16 protein-coding genes and 2 tRNA genes are annotated in these 13,079 nt (G+C 70.4%); 6 read left to right on the top strand and 12 right to left on the bottom strand.

Annotated elements, in window-relative coordinates; translation table 11 throughout:
- Nucleotides 1-81 precede the first annotated feature (81 nt).
- Nucleotides 82-675 (top strand): hypothetical protein, encoded by a 594-nt coding sequence (locus tag RH861_RS03235; protein WP_310519724.1) that lies wholly within the window; start codon nt 82-84, stop codon nt 673-675.
- A 70-nt stretch (nt 676-745) separates the two neighbouring features.
- Here the strand turns inward: RH861_RS03235 and RH861_RS03230 are convergent, their stop codons facing one another.
- The 3 genes from RH861_RS03230 to RH861_RS03220 form a co-directional block, all read right to left on the bottom strand.
- Nucleotides 746-2,197, bottom strand: coding sequence for a peptidoglycan DD-metalloendopeptidase family protein (locus RH861_RS03230; protein ID WP_310519723.1), 1,452 nt, complete (start codon nt 2,195-2,197; stop codon nt 746-748).
- A 769-nt stretch (nt 2,198-2,966) separates the two neighbouring features.
- Nucleotides 2,967-3,797, bottom strand: a complete 831-nt coding sequence (locus RH861_RS03225) for an inositol monophosphatase family protein (RefSeq protein ID WP_310519722.1) — start codon at nt 3,795-3,797, stop codon at nt 2,967-2,969.
- A gap of 124 nt (nt 3,798-3,921) precedes the next feature.
- Nucleotides 3,922-4,016 (bottom strand) — tRNA-Tyr (locus tag RH861_RS03220).
- A 132-nt stretch (nt 4,017-4,148) separates the two neighbouring features.
- Here RH861_RS03220 and RH861_RS03215 point away from each other — a divergent pair.
- Nucleotides 4,149-4,379, top strand: coding sequence for a hypothetical protein (locus RH861_RS03215; protein ID WP_310519721.1), 231 nt, complete (start codon nt 4,149-4,151; stop codon nt 4,377-4,379).
- 117 nt (nt 4,380-4,496) lie between these two features.
- The gene (locus RH861_RS03210; protein ID WP_310519720.1) at nt 4,497-5,519 is read left to right on the top strand and encodes a P63C domain-containing protein; all 1,023 of its coding nucleotides are present in this window, start codon (nt 4,497-4,499) and stop codon (nt 5,517-5,519) included.
- Between the two features lie 341 nt (nt 5,520-5,860).
- On the opposite strand, the gene RH861_RS03205 is transcribed toward RH861_RS03210, so the two are convergent.
- From RH861_RS03205 to RH861_RS03180, 6 genes are all read right to left on the bottom strand, one after another.
- Nucleotides 5,861-6,535 (bottom strand): hypothetical protein, encoded by a 675-nt coding sequence (locus RH861_RS03205; protein ID WP_310519719.1) that lies wholly within the window; start codon nt 6,533-6,535, stop codon nt 5,861-5,863.
- A gap of 39 nt (nt 6,536-6,574) precedes the next feature.
- On the bottom strand, nt 6,575-7,099 hold the full coding sequence (locus RH861_RS03200) for a hypothetical protein (RefSeq protein WP_310519718.1): 525 nt from the start codon (nt 7,097-7,099) through the stop codon (nt 6,575-6,577).
- 136 nt (nt 7,100-7,235) lie between these two features.
- Nucleotides 7,236-7,544, bottom strand: a complete 309-nt coding sequence (locus tag RH861_RS03195) for a hypothetical protein (RefSeq protein ID WP_310519717.1) — start codon at nt 7,542-7,544, stop codon at nt 7,236-7,238.
- Complete coding sequence (locus RH861_RS03190; protein ID WP_310519716.1) at nt 7,541-8,275, bottom strand: hypothetical protein; 735 nt, start codon at nt 8,273-8,275, stop codon at nt 7,541-7,543. The genes RH861_RS03195 and RH861_RS03190 overlap by 4 nt, the downstream gene beginning before the upstream one ends.
- 62 nt (nt 8,276-8,337) lie before the next feature.
- Nucleotides 8,338-8,529 carry a helix-turn-helix domain-containing protein gene (locus RH861_RS03185; RefSeq protein ID WP_310519715.1) on the bottom strand — a complete coding sequence of 64 codons (192 nt, stop codon included), beginning with the start codon at nt 8,527-8,529 and terminating at the stop codon, nt 8,338-8,340.
- Nucleotides 8,529-8,765 (bottom strand): helix-turn-helix domain-containing protein, encoded by a 237-nt coding sequence (locus tag RH861_RS03180; protein WP_310519714.1) that lies wholly within the window; start codon nt 8,763-8,765, stop codon nt 8,529-8,531. Before RH861_RS03180 ends, RH861_RS03185 begins: the two co-directional genes overlap by 1 nt.
- A gap of 168 nt (nt 8,766-8,933) precedes the next feature.
- On the opposite strand from RH861_RS03180, the gene RH861_RS03175 reads away from it, so the two are divergent.
- Both RH861_RS03175 and RH861_RS03170 read left to right on the top strand, forming a co-directional pair.
- Nucleotides 8,934-9,518, top strand: a complete 585-nt coding sequence (locus RH861_RS03175; RefSeq protein WP_310519713.1) for a hypothetical protein — start codon at nt 8,934-8,936, stop codon at nt 9,516-9,518.
- Nucleotides 9,515-10,765, top strand: coding sequence for a tyrosine-type recombinase/integrase (locus RH861_RS03170; protein WP_310519712.1), 1,251 nt, complete (start codon nt 9,515-9,517; stop codon nt 10,763-10,765). The genes RH861_RS03175 and RH861_RS03170 overlap by 4 nt, the downstream gene beginning before the upstream one ends.
- Nucleotides 10,766-10,803: 38 nt before the next feature.
- On the opposite strand, the gene RH861_RS03165 is transcribed toward RH861_RS03170, so the two are convergent.
- The 3 genes from RH861_RS03165 to RH861_RS03155 all read right to left on the bottom strand — a co-directional run bounded on the left by RH861_RS03165 (nt 10,804) and on the right by RH861_RS03155 (nt 11,875).
- Nucleotides 10,804-10,885: transfer RNA gene (locus RH861_RS03165), tRNA-Tyr, on the bottom strand.
- A 149-nt stretch (nt 10,886-11,034) separates the two neighbouring features.
- Nucleotides 11,035-11,688 (bottom strand): PH domain-containing protein, encoded by a 654-nt coding sequence (locus tag RH861_RS03160; protein WP_310519711.1) that lies wholly within the window; start codon nt 11,686-11,688, stop codon nt 11,035-11,037.
- A 19-nt stretch (nt 11,689-11,707) separates the two neighbouring features.
- Nucleotides 11,708-11,875, bottom strand: a complete 168-nt coding sequence (locus RH861_RS03155) for a hypothetical protein (protein ID WP_197467039.1) — start codon at nt 11,873-11,875, stop codon at nt 11,708-11,710.
- A gap of 175 nt (nt 11,876-12,050) precedes the next feature.
- Here RH861_RS03155 and RH861_RS03150 point away from each other — a divergent pair, with 175 nt between their 5' ends.
- Complete coding sequence (locus RH861_RS03150; RefSeq protein ID WP_310519710.1) at nt 12,051-13,073, top strand: LacI family DNA-binding transcriptional regulator; 1,023 nt, start codon at nt 12,051-12,053, stop codon at nt 13,071-13,073.
- Nucleotides 13,074-13,079: the final 6 nt, after the last annotated feature.

Genomic DNA, 13,079 nt, shown 5'->3' with positions numbered 1-13,079 from the left:
ATGAGCTGACTGGCATCCCGGATCCACCCGATCGATCAGGTGTCGACGGGACCGCGGCATCCACTCCCGGAGCAGATCGAGGTGCTCCATCTGAAGCACGCCTCGATCGATCGCCGAATCGACGGTCGCGAGCGTCGTCGCGGCATCGGTGCACGCGAACATCTCGGCAAGCGCGAGGGTGAGCGGATCACGGGCTCGGTCGAGACCGCCGCGCGTGCTGTAGTGCACGCAGACGCCGTGCTCCTCGCGGTCGAGCGGCACACGCCGGTCGGTCGGCGAGCTCAGCCTCCCCGTGGAGTGGCGCACGCGCACGTGAAGCCGGGCGTCGCCATGCACCCACAGTCGGTGCATGCGCGCGACGGTGGTGGCCGTGGCCGTTCCGCCGACCCGCACGGCGCGCATCAGGTCCGGGTGCGCGTCCGGAGCGGCGAACCATCCGTTGCGGACACGATCGATCTCGGCGGCGCGCACGGCCGCCCGCACCTGGTCTCGGGTGCATCCCAGCTCGACCAGCCGAGCCAGTGGCAGGATGCCGCCCGCCGATCGCAGGTGGGCCAGGGGCGTGGACACGGGTCGAGTGTGCCCGACCCGCACGGCCTCATCCGCCGGATCGGTGGGGACTGTGGAGAACCGCACTCACTGATGCATGAGATTCCGGACGCGGGGCCCGCATGAGGAGCTCATGGCCGGATTCTCATGCATCCGGAGCGAGGGGAAGGAGCGGGCGGCGGGCCCGCGGCATCCGTCAATTGGTGTTGGCCCAGAGCCACTCGAGCGGGTCGACGTGGGTGCCGCCGACGCCGCCGATGCGGATCTCGAAGTGCAGGTGCGGGCCGGTCGACATGCCGGTGTTGCCGGTGTTGCCGACGACGTCGCCGACCTCGACGCGGTCGCCGACCTCGAATCGGCGGGTGCCGTACTGCATGTGCGCGTAGACGCTCGTGACGGTCTGCCCGTCGATCACGTGGTCGATCATCGTGACCGCGCCGAGCGACCCGCCCGCGTCGGTGGAGACTGACACCACGCCGTCGGCGATCGCCTGGATCTCGGCACCGTCGCCCGGGTTGAAGTCCTGCCCGCGGTGGTTGGTCGAGCAGCCGGCGCAGTTGCGGTACCCGAACCGGTCGCCGATGTGCACGCCGACCGCGAACGGCCACTGGATGGTGCCGAGCGGGTTGTTCGTGAACGTCGCCTCGGGGCGGATGCCGGCCGCGCGCGCGTACTCCTCGATGGTCTGCGCCTGGTAGCCCTCGCGCCCGACCGCGGCGGCCGTCGCGCCGCCGGTGATGTCGACGCGCTGCCCGTCGAGGGTCGCGACGGTCGTGTCGCCGAGGGCCATCGCCTGCACGTCGGCCGGCGACAGCAGCGACAGCGACGGCACGGATGTCGCCACGGCGAGCAGGGCGACGAAGCTCATCGCCACGAGGCTCGCCACGCGCGTGGTGATCGCTCGGCGCAGCGTGCGGCGCGGGGCCGGTCGGCCCGCGGGGCGCGGCGCCGGGCGGGATGCCGCGGCCGGCGAGGCGGCGGAGCGCCGCGGAGCGGGCTCGGTCACGTCGCGCGGCGCAGCCGACCGGGCCGGGACGTCGGGACGACGCGCATCCGACGCGGAGGGCCGAGCTTCGCCGCCGCCGGAGCGTGCGGGTTCGGCGGAACGGGGAACGACGCGACGGTCGAGGGCCCGGTCGTCGCGAGGTCCGCGAGCCTGCGCGGCCGGCGCCTCAGCGGGTCCATGCCCCTCGGCGGGGCGGGACGGGCGCGGACTCGGGGCGACGTCGGCGGCCGGACTTCCGTCGACGGCGGGCGCGGCCGCGGGACGGGCGGATGCCGACGGGCGAGCGGCCGGTGCAGGTTCGTGACGCGGTCCACGCGCGCCCGGTGCCGGACGCGCGGGCGCGGCCGCGGGGCGACGCTCCCGCGGCGGCTCGACATCGAACTCGCGGAACTCGAGCCCCTCGGGCGCACGGCCCGTGTTCGCCGCAGCGGCGAGCACGGCCGAGAGGTCGTCGGTGGATTCGGCGCGCAGGTCGCGGGGACGCTCCTGCCGCGGTGCGGCGGGCTGCTCCTCGCGGCGAGGCGAATCGGTGGGGATCACGCGCGGCACGGGCGGCTGCAGCGGACGCATCGAGGCCGGCCGCTCGGCGATGGGCCGCTCGACCGGCGAGGGGCGTGCCGCGGTGGCAGGGGAAGGCGACATGGCCCGCGCGGGCGCGGGCGCAGCAGCGGGCGCGGGAGCATCAGCGGGCGCGGCCGCAGCAGCGGGCGCCGCAGCCGGCGCGGCACGACGGCCCGTCCGCGGCGCAACCGGCGCAGACTCCGCCGCTGACGTCGGACCCTGCCGCTCCGGAACCGCAGGCGCCCGCGACGCGGCAGCAGAGGTCGGACGCGGTGCGACGTGCGCGAGCTCCCCGCTCAGCGTCTCGGCCTCGCGGCGGAGGCGGCGCGAGCTCGCGGCCGGAGGGGCCGGCGCGGCCGGCGCGACCGGGGCTGCGGGCGCCTCACGACGCTCGCGCGGACGCAGCGGCCCCGTGGCATCCGCTCGGCCCGACATCGAGGATGACCCCGCCGAGGACGGCGCGGGCGCTGCCCCCCGGCCCGGGAGGAACGACTCGAACGACTCGAACGAGGCTCCCCCGGAGACGCCGAAGGCCGAGTCCATGCCGGCCCGAGGGCCGGCCGGCTCGGCCGACGAGGTGGAGCGGTCCCGCAGTTCGCGACGGGTCAGGGGTCGCTCAGGCCGCGAATGGGCCTGAGTGCCTGGCGTGGAACCGTCGGGCACGAGGGGGGTCTCGGGCACGTGGGGGGACTTTCGGCTCGGGATCGGGGGACCTTCGGCCGCGCACCTTCGAACGCGGTCGAAGGTCACGGATCGATAAAGCGTAACCGCTCCGTCGCCGCGGCGCCATGTCGGTGTGCGAACGCGAGTCGCGCGCGGACGCCCCTGTGGAGAGCCCGGTGCCGCCGGCTCAGTCGGCCGGCACGCCCGCGTCGTGCAGCAGCGCCGCGAGCTGGTCGAACACCGACGGCGCCGCGGCGAGCAGCAGTCGATCGTTCTCGCGACCGCCGTCGGGGCCGCCGACGCGGCCGCCCGCCTCGCGCACGATCAGCGCGCCGGCGGCGTGGTCCCACGGGTTCAGGCCCTGTTCGTAGAACGCGTCGAGCCGGCCCGCGGCGACCGCGCCGAGGTCGAGCGCAGCCGATCCGATTCGGCGGATGTCGCGCACGCGCGGCAGCACGTGCAGCAGCGCCTCGGCCTGGCTGCGCCGCCGGTCGACGGCGTATCCGAAGCCGGTGCCGACGAGCGCCTGCGGCAGTGCGACCTCCGTGTTGACCCGCAGCTCGCGGTCGCCGAGGTGCGCACCGCCGCCCGCCGACGCGGCGAACACCTCCCCCGACACCGGGTTCACGACGACGCCCGCCACCGCGTTCCAGTGCTCCGGGTCGGGCGGCCCGTCGACCACGGCGATGCTCACCGACCACGCCGGGATGTCGTACAGCAGGTTGACGGTGCCGTCGATCGGGTCGACGACCCAGTTGAGTCCGCTCGTGCCGACGTGCGTGTCGTCCTCCTCGCCGAAGATGCCGTCGTCGGGCCGGGCGTCGAGGATCATCGACCGGATGCGCGCCTCGGTGTCGCGGTCGACGGCCGTGACCACGTCGGTCGGCGTCGACTTCGTCGCCTCCACGGCGATGCCGCGGCGACGCTCCTCGAGCGCGGTCTCGGCGACGTCGAGCGCGATCCGTCGGGCGATGGCGAGCAGGTCTGCGGATGCCGCGTGGCCGGCGTCAGGCGTCATGCCCCCAACGCTACGCCTCGCCGCGGCATCCGCCCCGACCACGATCGCCCCTGCATGGACCGCGGCCGGACGCGACATCCGTCGCCGAAGACGACGAAAGCCCCGGCGGACCGGGGCTTTCACGTGGTGGCGAGTGAGGGATTCGAACCCCCGAAGGCTATGCCAGCTGATTTACAGTCAGAGAAATGGCGTCTCATCGGGTATTTTCAGTCTCGCGCCGTCTCGTCTCGTCTCAAGGATTCGCACGGGCTCCGAGACGTGGGGAGACTCAGCGAGACGACCCGAGACGGGTGGTAATCGCAGCGGCGTGCTCACGAGCGTGCTCACGCCGTGCGCACGAGAGAGGCAAAGGTGATCAGCTTCGACGAAGCCCGCGAGCTCGCAAGGCGAGCCACCGGCCACGACATCGCCGCGCACGGCTGGGAAGACGCCGACGCGTACCTCGTACTGCGCGAGCGTCCGGCAGACGAGCCCGTGCCGATCGGCGAGCAGCCGCTCATCGTGTTGAAGTCGACGGGCGAGGTCCAGGAGCTCGTGGCGGTGCTCAACCTCGATCGCATCGCCGCGATGACACCGCTCTGACAGTCATCGGCGAGCGGCGCGCCGACCCCATCGCTGGCGAATGCATGCATAACGTGCGATACTGCTTGCACGACGGTCACATGCAAGCATCTTCGAGCGAGATTGGTTGGCGAGCGAATGACAGAGAGCACCACTACCGGAAAGGCCGCTGGCGGCATCGCGCGTGCGGCAGTACTGACACCCGAGGAGCGATCCGAAATCGCACGGCGTGCGTCAGCCGCCCGCTGGGCGAACAAGGGCGAGATCCGCGATGTATTGGCCGGATCCCCGGATACCCCTCTCGTGATCGGCGATGTCGAGATCGAGTGCTACGTGCTCGACGACGACACCCGGGTGATCACGCAGGCGAGCATGCTTCACGCCATCGGGCGTTCTCGGCGTATTCCGGGTGCAGAGGGTTCCGACGAGAGCCTTCCGCCGATTCTTCGCGCCAAGTCGATCCGGCGCTTCATCCCGGATGATGTCGTCGAACTGGCTCAACCGGTCTCGTTCCGACTCCCCTCGGGCGTCCGTGCGAACGGGTACCGTGCAGATCTCCTTCCGACGATCTGCGAGATCTACCTCGCAGCGCGCAGCGAGAATGCGCTGCCGCCCAACCAGCGCCACATCGCCGCACAGGCGGAACTGCTCGTTCGAGCCCTCGCGCACGTCGGCATCATCGCTCTCGTCGACGAAGCGACCGGCTATCAGGAGATCCGGACGAAGGACGCCCTGTCTCGGATCCTCGAGGCTTTCGTCGCGAAGGAGCTTCAGCCTTGGGTCAAGACGTTCCCTCCCGAGTACTACCGCGAGATGTTCCGCCTGCGCGGCATCGAGTACGACCCGATGTCGGTACAGCGACCTCAGTACTTCGGAACCCTGACCAACGACATCGTGTATGACCGGCTCGCTCCGGGCGTCCGGGATGAACTGAAGGCCTCTCAGAAGAAGGCCGAAGGCAAGTCTGGCAAGCTCTTCCAGCACCTGACGACGAGCGTCGGATACCCCAAGCTGCGTGAACACCTCGGGTCGGTGGTGACGCTCATGAAGTTGAGCACCGATTGGAACGACTTCAAGGCGAAGCTCGATCTGATCCACCCGTCGTACAAGAAGAACATGCCGTCGCCCCTTTGGCTCGATGCATCGGACTTCGGGCTGTGACCGCCTGAGCTCTCCGCGCATCCGGGCCGACGCGGGTCGCGGGCGAGCGCATCGAAACGTGCCGATTTCCGATCGGTCATGGGTTCGCCTGAAGTCGGCGAACATTCGTGATCGCTCGCACGCTTCGTTGTTCACGTGACACGGGTAACGATGCGCGGCGATCGATCGCCGAAACGAGCCGATGTCTTATCGGCCATGGGTTTTCGGCGCACGACGAAACACGCGCGAGCTCCTGATGTCTTGGGCCTCGCCTCGTAGACTCTGGCTCGTTCGGTGGTCGACGACGATGCCCCCGGCATCCGCTCGCGCGGATGACCGGGGGCGTTGTGCTGTTCGAGTCGTCAGTCGCTCGCGGCGACGAACGCGCTGCGCCCGTCTTCGAGCATGCGCAGCTGGCGCGCCGTCTGCTCGCCGCCGCCAGAGCGTGCGATCTCGTACGCGTCGGGGTCGAGCCGGTAGACCTCCTGCATCGCGCTGATCGACGCGTCGAACGACTCCGCCGTCTCGGTCATCGCCCGGTGCCACGCGAGCGGAGCCGCCGCCGCCTGCTCGACCTCGCGGGCGTTCACAGCGTCAGGGTCGCCGAGCTCCACGAGCCGGTCGAACGCGCGCAGCCGCGTCTCGTCGATGATCTCGGCGCGGCTGGTCGACGCGAGCACTTCGGGCAGCGTCTCCACGAGGTCGACGATCGCGAGAGCGCGCTCCGGGCGGGCGTTGCTGAGGATGTTCGCCAGCGACTGCCCGGCTTCAAGCATGGCGCGCACCTGCGCCTGCTCGTGCTGGAGCACGGCGATCTCGTCAGCGGTGCGCGCCCGCTTCGCGTCGAGCACGCCGTCGTGCGTCTCAGACGGCTGCGGCAGGGTCGGGCGTGCGGCGAGCAGAGACGCGCGCGCCTGCTCGACACGCTGGCGACGCGTGGCCTCCAGCGCATCGGGCGTCAGCGCGTCGTCGGTGTGCGTCACAGCGGCGTGCACCGCGTCGCGGTACTGCTTGATCGCTTCGGCGTAGTTCGTCATGTGAGTGATTCCCCTCGTGTTCGGTGGCCGGGTGGCCGGTTACTGCGCGCTGTCTGCGTGCAGGGTCTTCGTGGAGCTCGCTGCTGCTCGCTTCCGTGCGCGATAGGAGCGGTTGTTCTCGCGCTGCCTCGCGCGGAGGCGTTCGAGCTCGTCGGCGCTCATAGCGGCGCGACGCGCACGCATCCGTTCGCGGTTCCTGGCGCGGTACTGATCGCCTCCGCGCTCACGGTCCTCGCGACTCCGCTCGCTCTTGCAGCGGCGGCACATGCCGTCTGCTGCGACACCGAATGCTGCGCGCGAGTGTCCTCGCGGGCATAGCAGCCAGTCGCCGCCGTGATCGAGCTGGTTGTTGTGCGTCATGCACAGAGGCTTGTAGTCGGCGAGATCGTCGCTCCAGCGCACGCGCTTGCCGTGGCCGTCCTCGCTGAACCGCAGGGTGCCCTCATCGCCGACGAGTCCCCACCCGTCTGCGAGTCGTGTGCAGCCGGGTGCGACGCACCGGCGTCCCACAGCGTTGCCTCGCCGCGCCTTGAGCTCTTGATGCACTCGCTCGTATCCGCTCATCGTGTCTGGCTCCCTTCGTCTGTCTCATGCGCGCGCAGCTGGAGGATCGTCGGAGACGCGCTCTCCGCGTCGCTCGCGTGCGAGAGCTCGTCCACGCGTTCAGAGAGCGCCACGCGAGCTCCCAGCGCTGCGCCGCTCATTGCCCGCTTCCGAAGTGCTTGCGGATGATTCGCTCACGACGCCGGTTGATCGCTCGGAGCTCGCGCGCACGGGCGTCGATCGCAGCGGGCGCGTCGAGCTCTTCGAGCAGCACCGCGAGGTCGTCGCTCTCGTCGATCGCGTCGAACGTGGCCGCGAGCTCGTAGACCATCGCAGGCTGAGCAGCACGAGCCGCGCGCTCGCCAGCCTCGATCTCGTCGATGCTCGGGTTGCCGAGCTCGGCCATGATCGCGTCGGCGAGCGCGAACGCGCCGAGCCCGTCGAGGTGCTTCGTCGAGCGCTTCATGCCGCGCTGCCCTTTGCCAGCCGGATGCCGGCCTCGATCTGGCTGCGCGACATGCGCTGCCAGCTGGCGATCTGCTCGGGCGTCACCGTCTCGCCATGCACGGCTTCGCGGAGGAACTTCAGTTCTGCGATCAGTGCGGCGAGATCGACGGTGCTTGCCTGCGAGGCTGCTGCGTCTGCATCGTCGTCAGCGAATGCCCGAGCCGAGTCGTCGACATCGTGACGAGCGCTGTCGACGACAGTCCTCGCAGCTTCGTTCTCGCGATTGTTCAGCGACTCGTCGATGAACGAAACAGAGTCTCTTGTCTCTGTCTCTATAGGCGGTGTCATCTTGACACCGACGCCGGTGTCATTCTGACGCCGAGATCGGTGTCGTTCTGACACCGAAGCGGGGTCACGCGTGACATCGTTTCGGTGTCGATCTGACACCGAAACGCGCAGCAGCCTGTACTCGTTCACGTCGTTCCTGCTGCCCCGCTTGTTGCGACTGACGCGGACGTAGCCGCGTTCCTCCAGCGGCGGGGTCGCGCGCAGGGCCGTCGACTTCGACATGCTCGCGAGCCTTGCGAGATCGTCGACCTTGCCGACCCAGCGACCCTCGCTCCGTCTCGTGAGCCGCTTCAGCACGATCAGCAGCCACCGCGAAGCCATGGGCACGTCCGGGGCGTCGACGAAGCTGTCACCGATCATCGTGAACGTCTCGCGATCGCCGCTCGGCGCACTCTCGCTCATCGGGTGGCTCCCTGTCTCGGTGGTCGTGTGTCGTCGGGCGCGTTGGGAGCCGCGCGGGGTGGTCAGTGCTCGGGGGCCGCGTCGAGCATCGCGAGCAGCGCAGCGCGCGAGACGAGCAGCCGCCTGCCGATCCGGATCGTGGGGATGTCGCCGCGCTTCGCCGCGCGATACGCACCCGGCCTGCTGAGCCCGAGCAGACGCCCGGCTTCCTCGACGCTGATCGTCAGTCGCTCGTCGGTGTTCGCGGCGCTCATCATTCGCCTCGCGCCTCTGCGTCGAGCGTCCGCAGGATGTCGGCGTACGCGTTCAGGTGCTCGGGGCTCGGGCGGCAGAACCCGGCTTCCCAGCGCGAGACGGTCATGCGCGTCACGCCGAGCGATCGGGCGATTGCCGACTGGCTGACGCCTGCGGCTTCGCGAATTGCCTTGGCGAGGGCCGGGGCCGGGAGGCTGCGCCGGGCTCGCGCTTCGTCGATCACGTTCATGCTCATGGGCACCATGATGCGTGATCGAGACGATTGCGCGCAGCCTCGTCCTCTATCGACTCAGCGCGCCTTTGTGAGACAGCTAATGGCGCTTGATAACAAGCATTAGCGCAACTCATCCTGTCTCACGCGCATCTGTCGCATATATCGATACGCGCGTGTAGCATCCAGTCCATGAAGCACTCACGCTGGGACATCACGCCCGCTGCGCCGCTCCCCCTCGATGAGCTCGCAGCAGGCAGCTGGCTCGCCGTCGACGACACCGAAGGCGACGCCGGGCGGCTCTTCGTGCGCGTCGCGGAGGCCGCAGACGGGCGACTCGTCATCACGGGCCTGCACATGAGCGGCGAGGGCGAGATCACGGCGAACACGCTTCGCGCGATCCAACCCGCCGCGATCCTTCGCACGATCGCATGGCGCGAGAGCGGCGTTGCTCCCCCGCGCTCGGTCGGCGAGATCGGCCCGACTGGGCTCGCCCGCTTCGAGGGGGTCGCTGACGAGCTCGCGACGGTCGCAGAGGCCACGGAGCAGACGGGCGACGAGAGCCGACGCGGGCGACGGGGCCCCACCCGCGACAAGCTCGTTCGCTTGGCCGAGACGTACCGCCGTCACCTGCGAGCCGACCCCCGCGATCCGGTGGCCGCGACGCTGCGCGAGCTCGCGAGGGGCGGTCTCCCGATCGCACGAGCGACCGCTTACCGCTGGCTAGACCGCTGCCGCGAGCTGGGCCTGCTCGACCCGAGAGAGGACAACCGATGATCTACCGACGCTGCGGATGCCGCGACACGAGCGGCAAGGTGATGGGCAACGCGTGCCCGAGTCTGAAGTCGAATCCGCGACACGGCACATGGACGTACCGGCTCACGCGCACCGATCCCGACACGGGCAAACGCAGCTTCGTCACGCGGGGCGGCTTCGCAACGAAGAGCGAGGCGAAGCGGGCCCACGATGACGCGTCTCGCGTGCTGCGAGCGGGCGGCACGCTGCGCACGCGTGAGCAGACCCTGGGCGACTTCCTCGCGTCGTGGCTCATCGACGCAGAGCGCTCGCTGAAGCCGACGACCGTGCGCGAGTACCGCCGACACATCGATGCCGAGATCGTGCCCGCTTTGGGGCGTGTGCCGCTGTCCCGGCTGCGCAAGCAGCATGTGGCCGACTTCATCGCGCAGCTGACGCGCGCCGGGCGCGGCGCGACGACGGTGCGACGCATCCACGCGACCCTGCGCAGTGCGCTCAGCGACGCTCTCGCGCGCGACCTGATCGACACGAACCCTGCGGTTCTGCCCGCGAAGTCGAAGACGCTGCCGAACGTCGCCACGAAGCGCGTGAGCCCGTGGGAGCCCGCTGAGGCTGCGCGCTTCCTCGACGTGGCAGCGTCGCATCGTCTCGGCGCATTGTTCGAGCTCGCGATCCTCACCGGCCTTCGGCGCGGCGAGCTCTGCGGGCTGCGGTGGGCCGATGTCGACCTCGCCGCGCGGAAGCTCACGGTGCGCGTGCAGCTGGTCGATGTGAGCGGCGACGTTCGTGAGCAGTCGATCAAGACGGCGGCGGGCTCGCAGCGTGTGCTGCCGCTCGGCGATCGCGCCGTGGCTGCGCTGATCGGGTGGCAGATCGCGCAGCAGGCCGAGCGCGACGCTGCTGGGGTCGCGTGGGTCGACTCGGGGCGCGTGTTCACGATGAGCGACGGGCGGCAGCTGCGGCCCGCGTACGCGTCGAAGCTGTTCGAGACGTTGCAGCGCGACTGCGGGCTTCCGCGTCAGCGCTTCCACGATCTGCGGCACCTGTTCGCGTCGCTCGCGCTGAGCAGCGGTGAGGACATGGGCGTCGTGTCGAAGCTCATGGGTCACAGCACGTCGGTGATCACTCGCGACCTTTACGCGCATCTGGTCGGCGATCGCGCTCGTCAGGTCGTGTCGGGCGTCGCTGATCTGCTCTCCCCGAGCAGTAGTGTGCTCACCCGCGTGCTCACGAGAGACGAAACCGCCCCGCTCAGTGGCTCGCGATGAGCTCTGGCGGGGCGGACTTCCGCATGATTCTGCGGGAGTGGCGAGTGAGGGATTCGAACCCCCGAAGGCTACGCCAGCTGATTTACAGTCAGATCCCTTTGGCCGCTTGGGTAACTCGCCGTACACCCGACCACGTTCCTCACGCGACCGGGGGCCACACAAGGATACCCATGCGGCGGCGTGTCGAGAAATCGAGGCGAGCGGATGCCACGACGCCCGCGCCGCACCCGCGGCGGCCGTCCCGGCGCGGCCCGCCGGGCGGCATCCGTTCACAGGTGGATCGGCATCGTGTCGTTCGGGCCGAGCTCGTCGCGCCGGCCGTCGCGGTACTCGTCGGGGCCGGCAGGGTGACGCGTCGCTGACGGCGGGAACACCTGCGGGACGGGGGCGATCGGCTGGGTGCCGCGCACGGGACCGCGGAGGCCTGCGCGGGCGATGACGCGCTGGATGGTGAGGTCACGCTCGTTGGGCGCCCCGACGTACCGGATCTCCTTGAGCCCTTGGGTCTGCGCGGCCGACTCGAACACGAAGTGGCCGAAGCCGAAGATGCGGCCGACGACCGGCCGGCGCACCGAGATGTCGAGGATTCGCGCGAGGGGCATCGTCGCGATGTTCTGCGTGAGGATGCCGTGCACGCGGAACACGCGCATGTTGGTGATCACGAAGCGGTCCATCTGCGCCTGCAGAATGCGCCACAGGCCCCACACGGCGAGCACGAGGGCGGCGAGCGCCGGCAGCCACCACGCCTGCGGCGGCACCCAGAACGCGATGATCAGCAGCGGCGCCGCGGCGACGAGCAGCAGGACCGGCTTGACGATCGCGGCCCAGTGCTTGGCGACCTCGTCGACGATCACCTCGCCCTCGTCGGCGATGAGGAACCGCTCGACCCGCGGGTCGAACAGGCTGCGGGCGTTCGGGGTCACCGGCGGCATCCGTTCGCGACTACGCGGCGGCCAGCGACGAGAAGAACCGGCCCACCGCCTCGACACCGCCCCACACGGCGGCGACCGCGCCCTGCACCGCGCCGGCGGCATCCTCCGGACGGGTGATCATGTAGAACAGGGCGAACACGACGACGAGCCCCAGGGCGAGGCGCTTGACCCACTTCACGCGGACTTCCCTTTCATCACGGTGCAGGTGGGCAAGCCTGTCCCCCCGGAGGACGAGCCCTGAACGCTGCTTTCCTACCCCAGTCCGAGGGACGCGGCAATGCGCCACTCCGCGCGGCGATAGGATCGGGTGCCGCCGGCCTGCACCCCGAGCAGTCCGCGGCGGGCGAGGAGCGATGGCCGGCATCGAGGAAGTGGCGAAGCTCGCGGGGGTCTCCACCGCGACCGTCTCGCGTGCGCTGAGCGGCCGCGGTCACGTCTCCCCCACGTCGAAGGCGAAGGTCGAGGAGGCGGCGGCCCTGCTCGGCTACGTCGTGTCGTCGAACGCGTCGAGCCTCGCCTCGGGCCGCACCCGGAACATCGGCGTGGTCATCCCGTTCCTCAACCGGTGGTTCTTCTCGTCGGTGCTCGAGGGCGCCCAGCAGGCGCTGCTGCGCCGCGGGTACGACCTCACGCTCTACAACCTGTCCGGCGACGGGCGCGAGCGCTCGAGCGTGTTCGAGCACTTCCTGCTGCGCCAGCGCGTCGACGCGGTCATCGCCGTGTCGCTCGAGCTCACCGAGCACGAGGTGCAGCGCCTCCACGACCTCGGCAAGCCGCTCGTGGGCGTCGGCGGTCCGATCCCCGGCGTGCGCACCCTGACGATCGACGACGTGGGGGTGGCGCGGCTCGCGACCGAGCACCTCATCGGGCTCGGCCACCGGCGGATCGCGCACATCGGCGGCGACCTCGAGTTCGACCTCGACTTCCACCTGCCCACCAACCGACGACTCGGGTACGAGGCGGCGCTGCGCGAGGTGGGCGTCGAGCCCGACCCGACGCTGTTCGCGCCGGCCGACTTCACCATCCGCGGCGGCTACCACGCGGCGAAGCAGCTGCTCGGGCGCCCCCACGACCGGCCGACGGCGATCTTCGCGGCATCCGACGAGATGGCGATCGGGTCGATCCTCGCCGCGCGCGACCTCGGGCTGGTCGTGCCGCGCGACGTGTCGATCATCGGCATCGACGACTACGACCTCTCCGACTTCTTCGGCCTGTCGACGGTCGCGCAGTTCCCGCGCGGCCAGGGCGAGCAGGCCGTCGAGATCCTCATGGAGCAGCTCGAGCCGGGGCCGGATGCCGCACCCGGGGCATCGATGACGCAGCTGCCGTTCGAGCTGCGCGTGCGCTCCTCGACCGCCACCCCGTCCGAGCTCTGACCGGCC

The organism is Agromyces indicus (assembly GCF_031432295.1).
In the GTDB taxonomy this organism is placed as follows: Bacteria; Actinomycetota; Actinomycetes; order Actinomycetales; family Microbacteriaceae; genus Agromyces; species Agromyces indicus.
This window is presented reverse-complemented; position numbering and strand designations above follow the sequence as displayed.

Bases quoted from the DNA above. Each gene is read 5' to 3' on its own strand.
- RH861_RS03230 (WP_310519723.1), bottom strand. From the start codon at position 2,197: ATGTCGCCTTCCCCTGCCACCGCGGCACGCCCCTCGCCGGTCGAGCGG.
- RH861_RS03225 (WP_310519722.1), bottom strand. From the start codon at position 3,797: ATGACGCCTGACGCCGGCCACGCGGCATCCGCAGACCTGCTCGCCATC.
- RH861_RS03210 (WP_310519720.1), top strand. From the start codon at position 4,497: ATGACAGAGAGCACCACTACCGGAAAGGCCGCTGGCGGCATCGCGCGT.
- RH861_RS03205 (WP_310519719.1), bottom strand. From the start codon at position 6,535: ATGACGAACTACGCCGAAGCGATCAAGCAGTACCGCGACGCGGTGCAC.
- RH861_RS03200 (WP_310519718.1), bottom strand. From the start codon at position 7,099: ATGAGCGGATACGAGCGAGTGCATCAAGAGCTCAAGGCGCGGCGAGGC.
- RH861_RS03195 (WP_310519717.1), bottom strand. From the start codon at position 7,544: ATGAAGCGCTCGACGAAGCACCTCGACGGGCTCGGCGCGTTCGCGCTC.
- RH861_RS03190 (WP_310519716.1), bottom strand. From the start codon at position 8,275: ATGAGCGAGAGTGCGCCGAGCGGCGATCGCGAGACGTTCACGATGATC.
- RH861_RS03185 (WP_310519715.1), bottom strand. From the start codon at position 8,529: ATGAGCGCCGCGAACACCGACGAGCGACTGACGATCAGCGTCGAGGAA.
- RH861_RS03180 (WP_310519714.1), bottom strand. From the start codon at position 8,765: ATGAGCATGAACGTGATCGACGAAGCGCGAGCCCGGCGCAGCCTCCCG.
- RH861_RS03175 (WP_310519713.1), top strand. From the start codon at position 8,934: ATGAAGCACTCACGCTGGGACATCACGCCCGCTGCGCCGCTCCCCCTC.
- RH861_RS03170 (WP_310519712.1), top strand. From the start codon at position 9,515: ATGATCTACCGACGCTGCGGATGCCGCGACACGAGCGGCAAGGTGATG.
- RH861_RS03150 (WP_310519710.1), top strand. From the start codon at position 12,051: ATGGCCGGCATCGAGGAAGTGGCGAAGCTCGCGGGGGTCTCCACCGCG.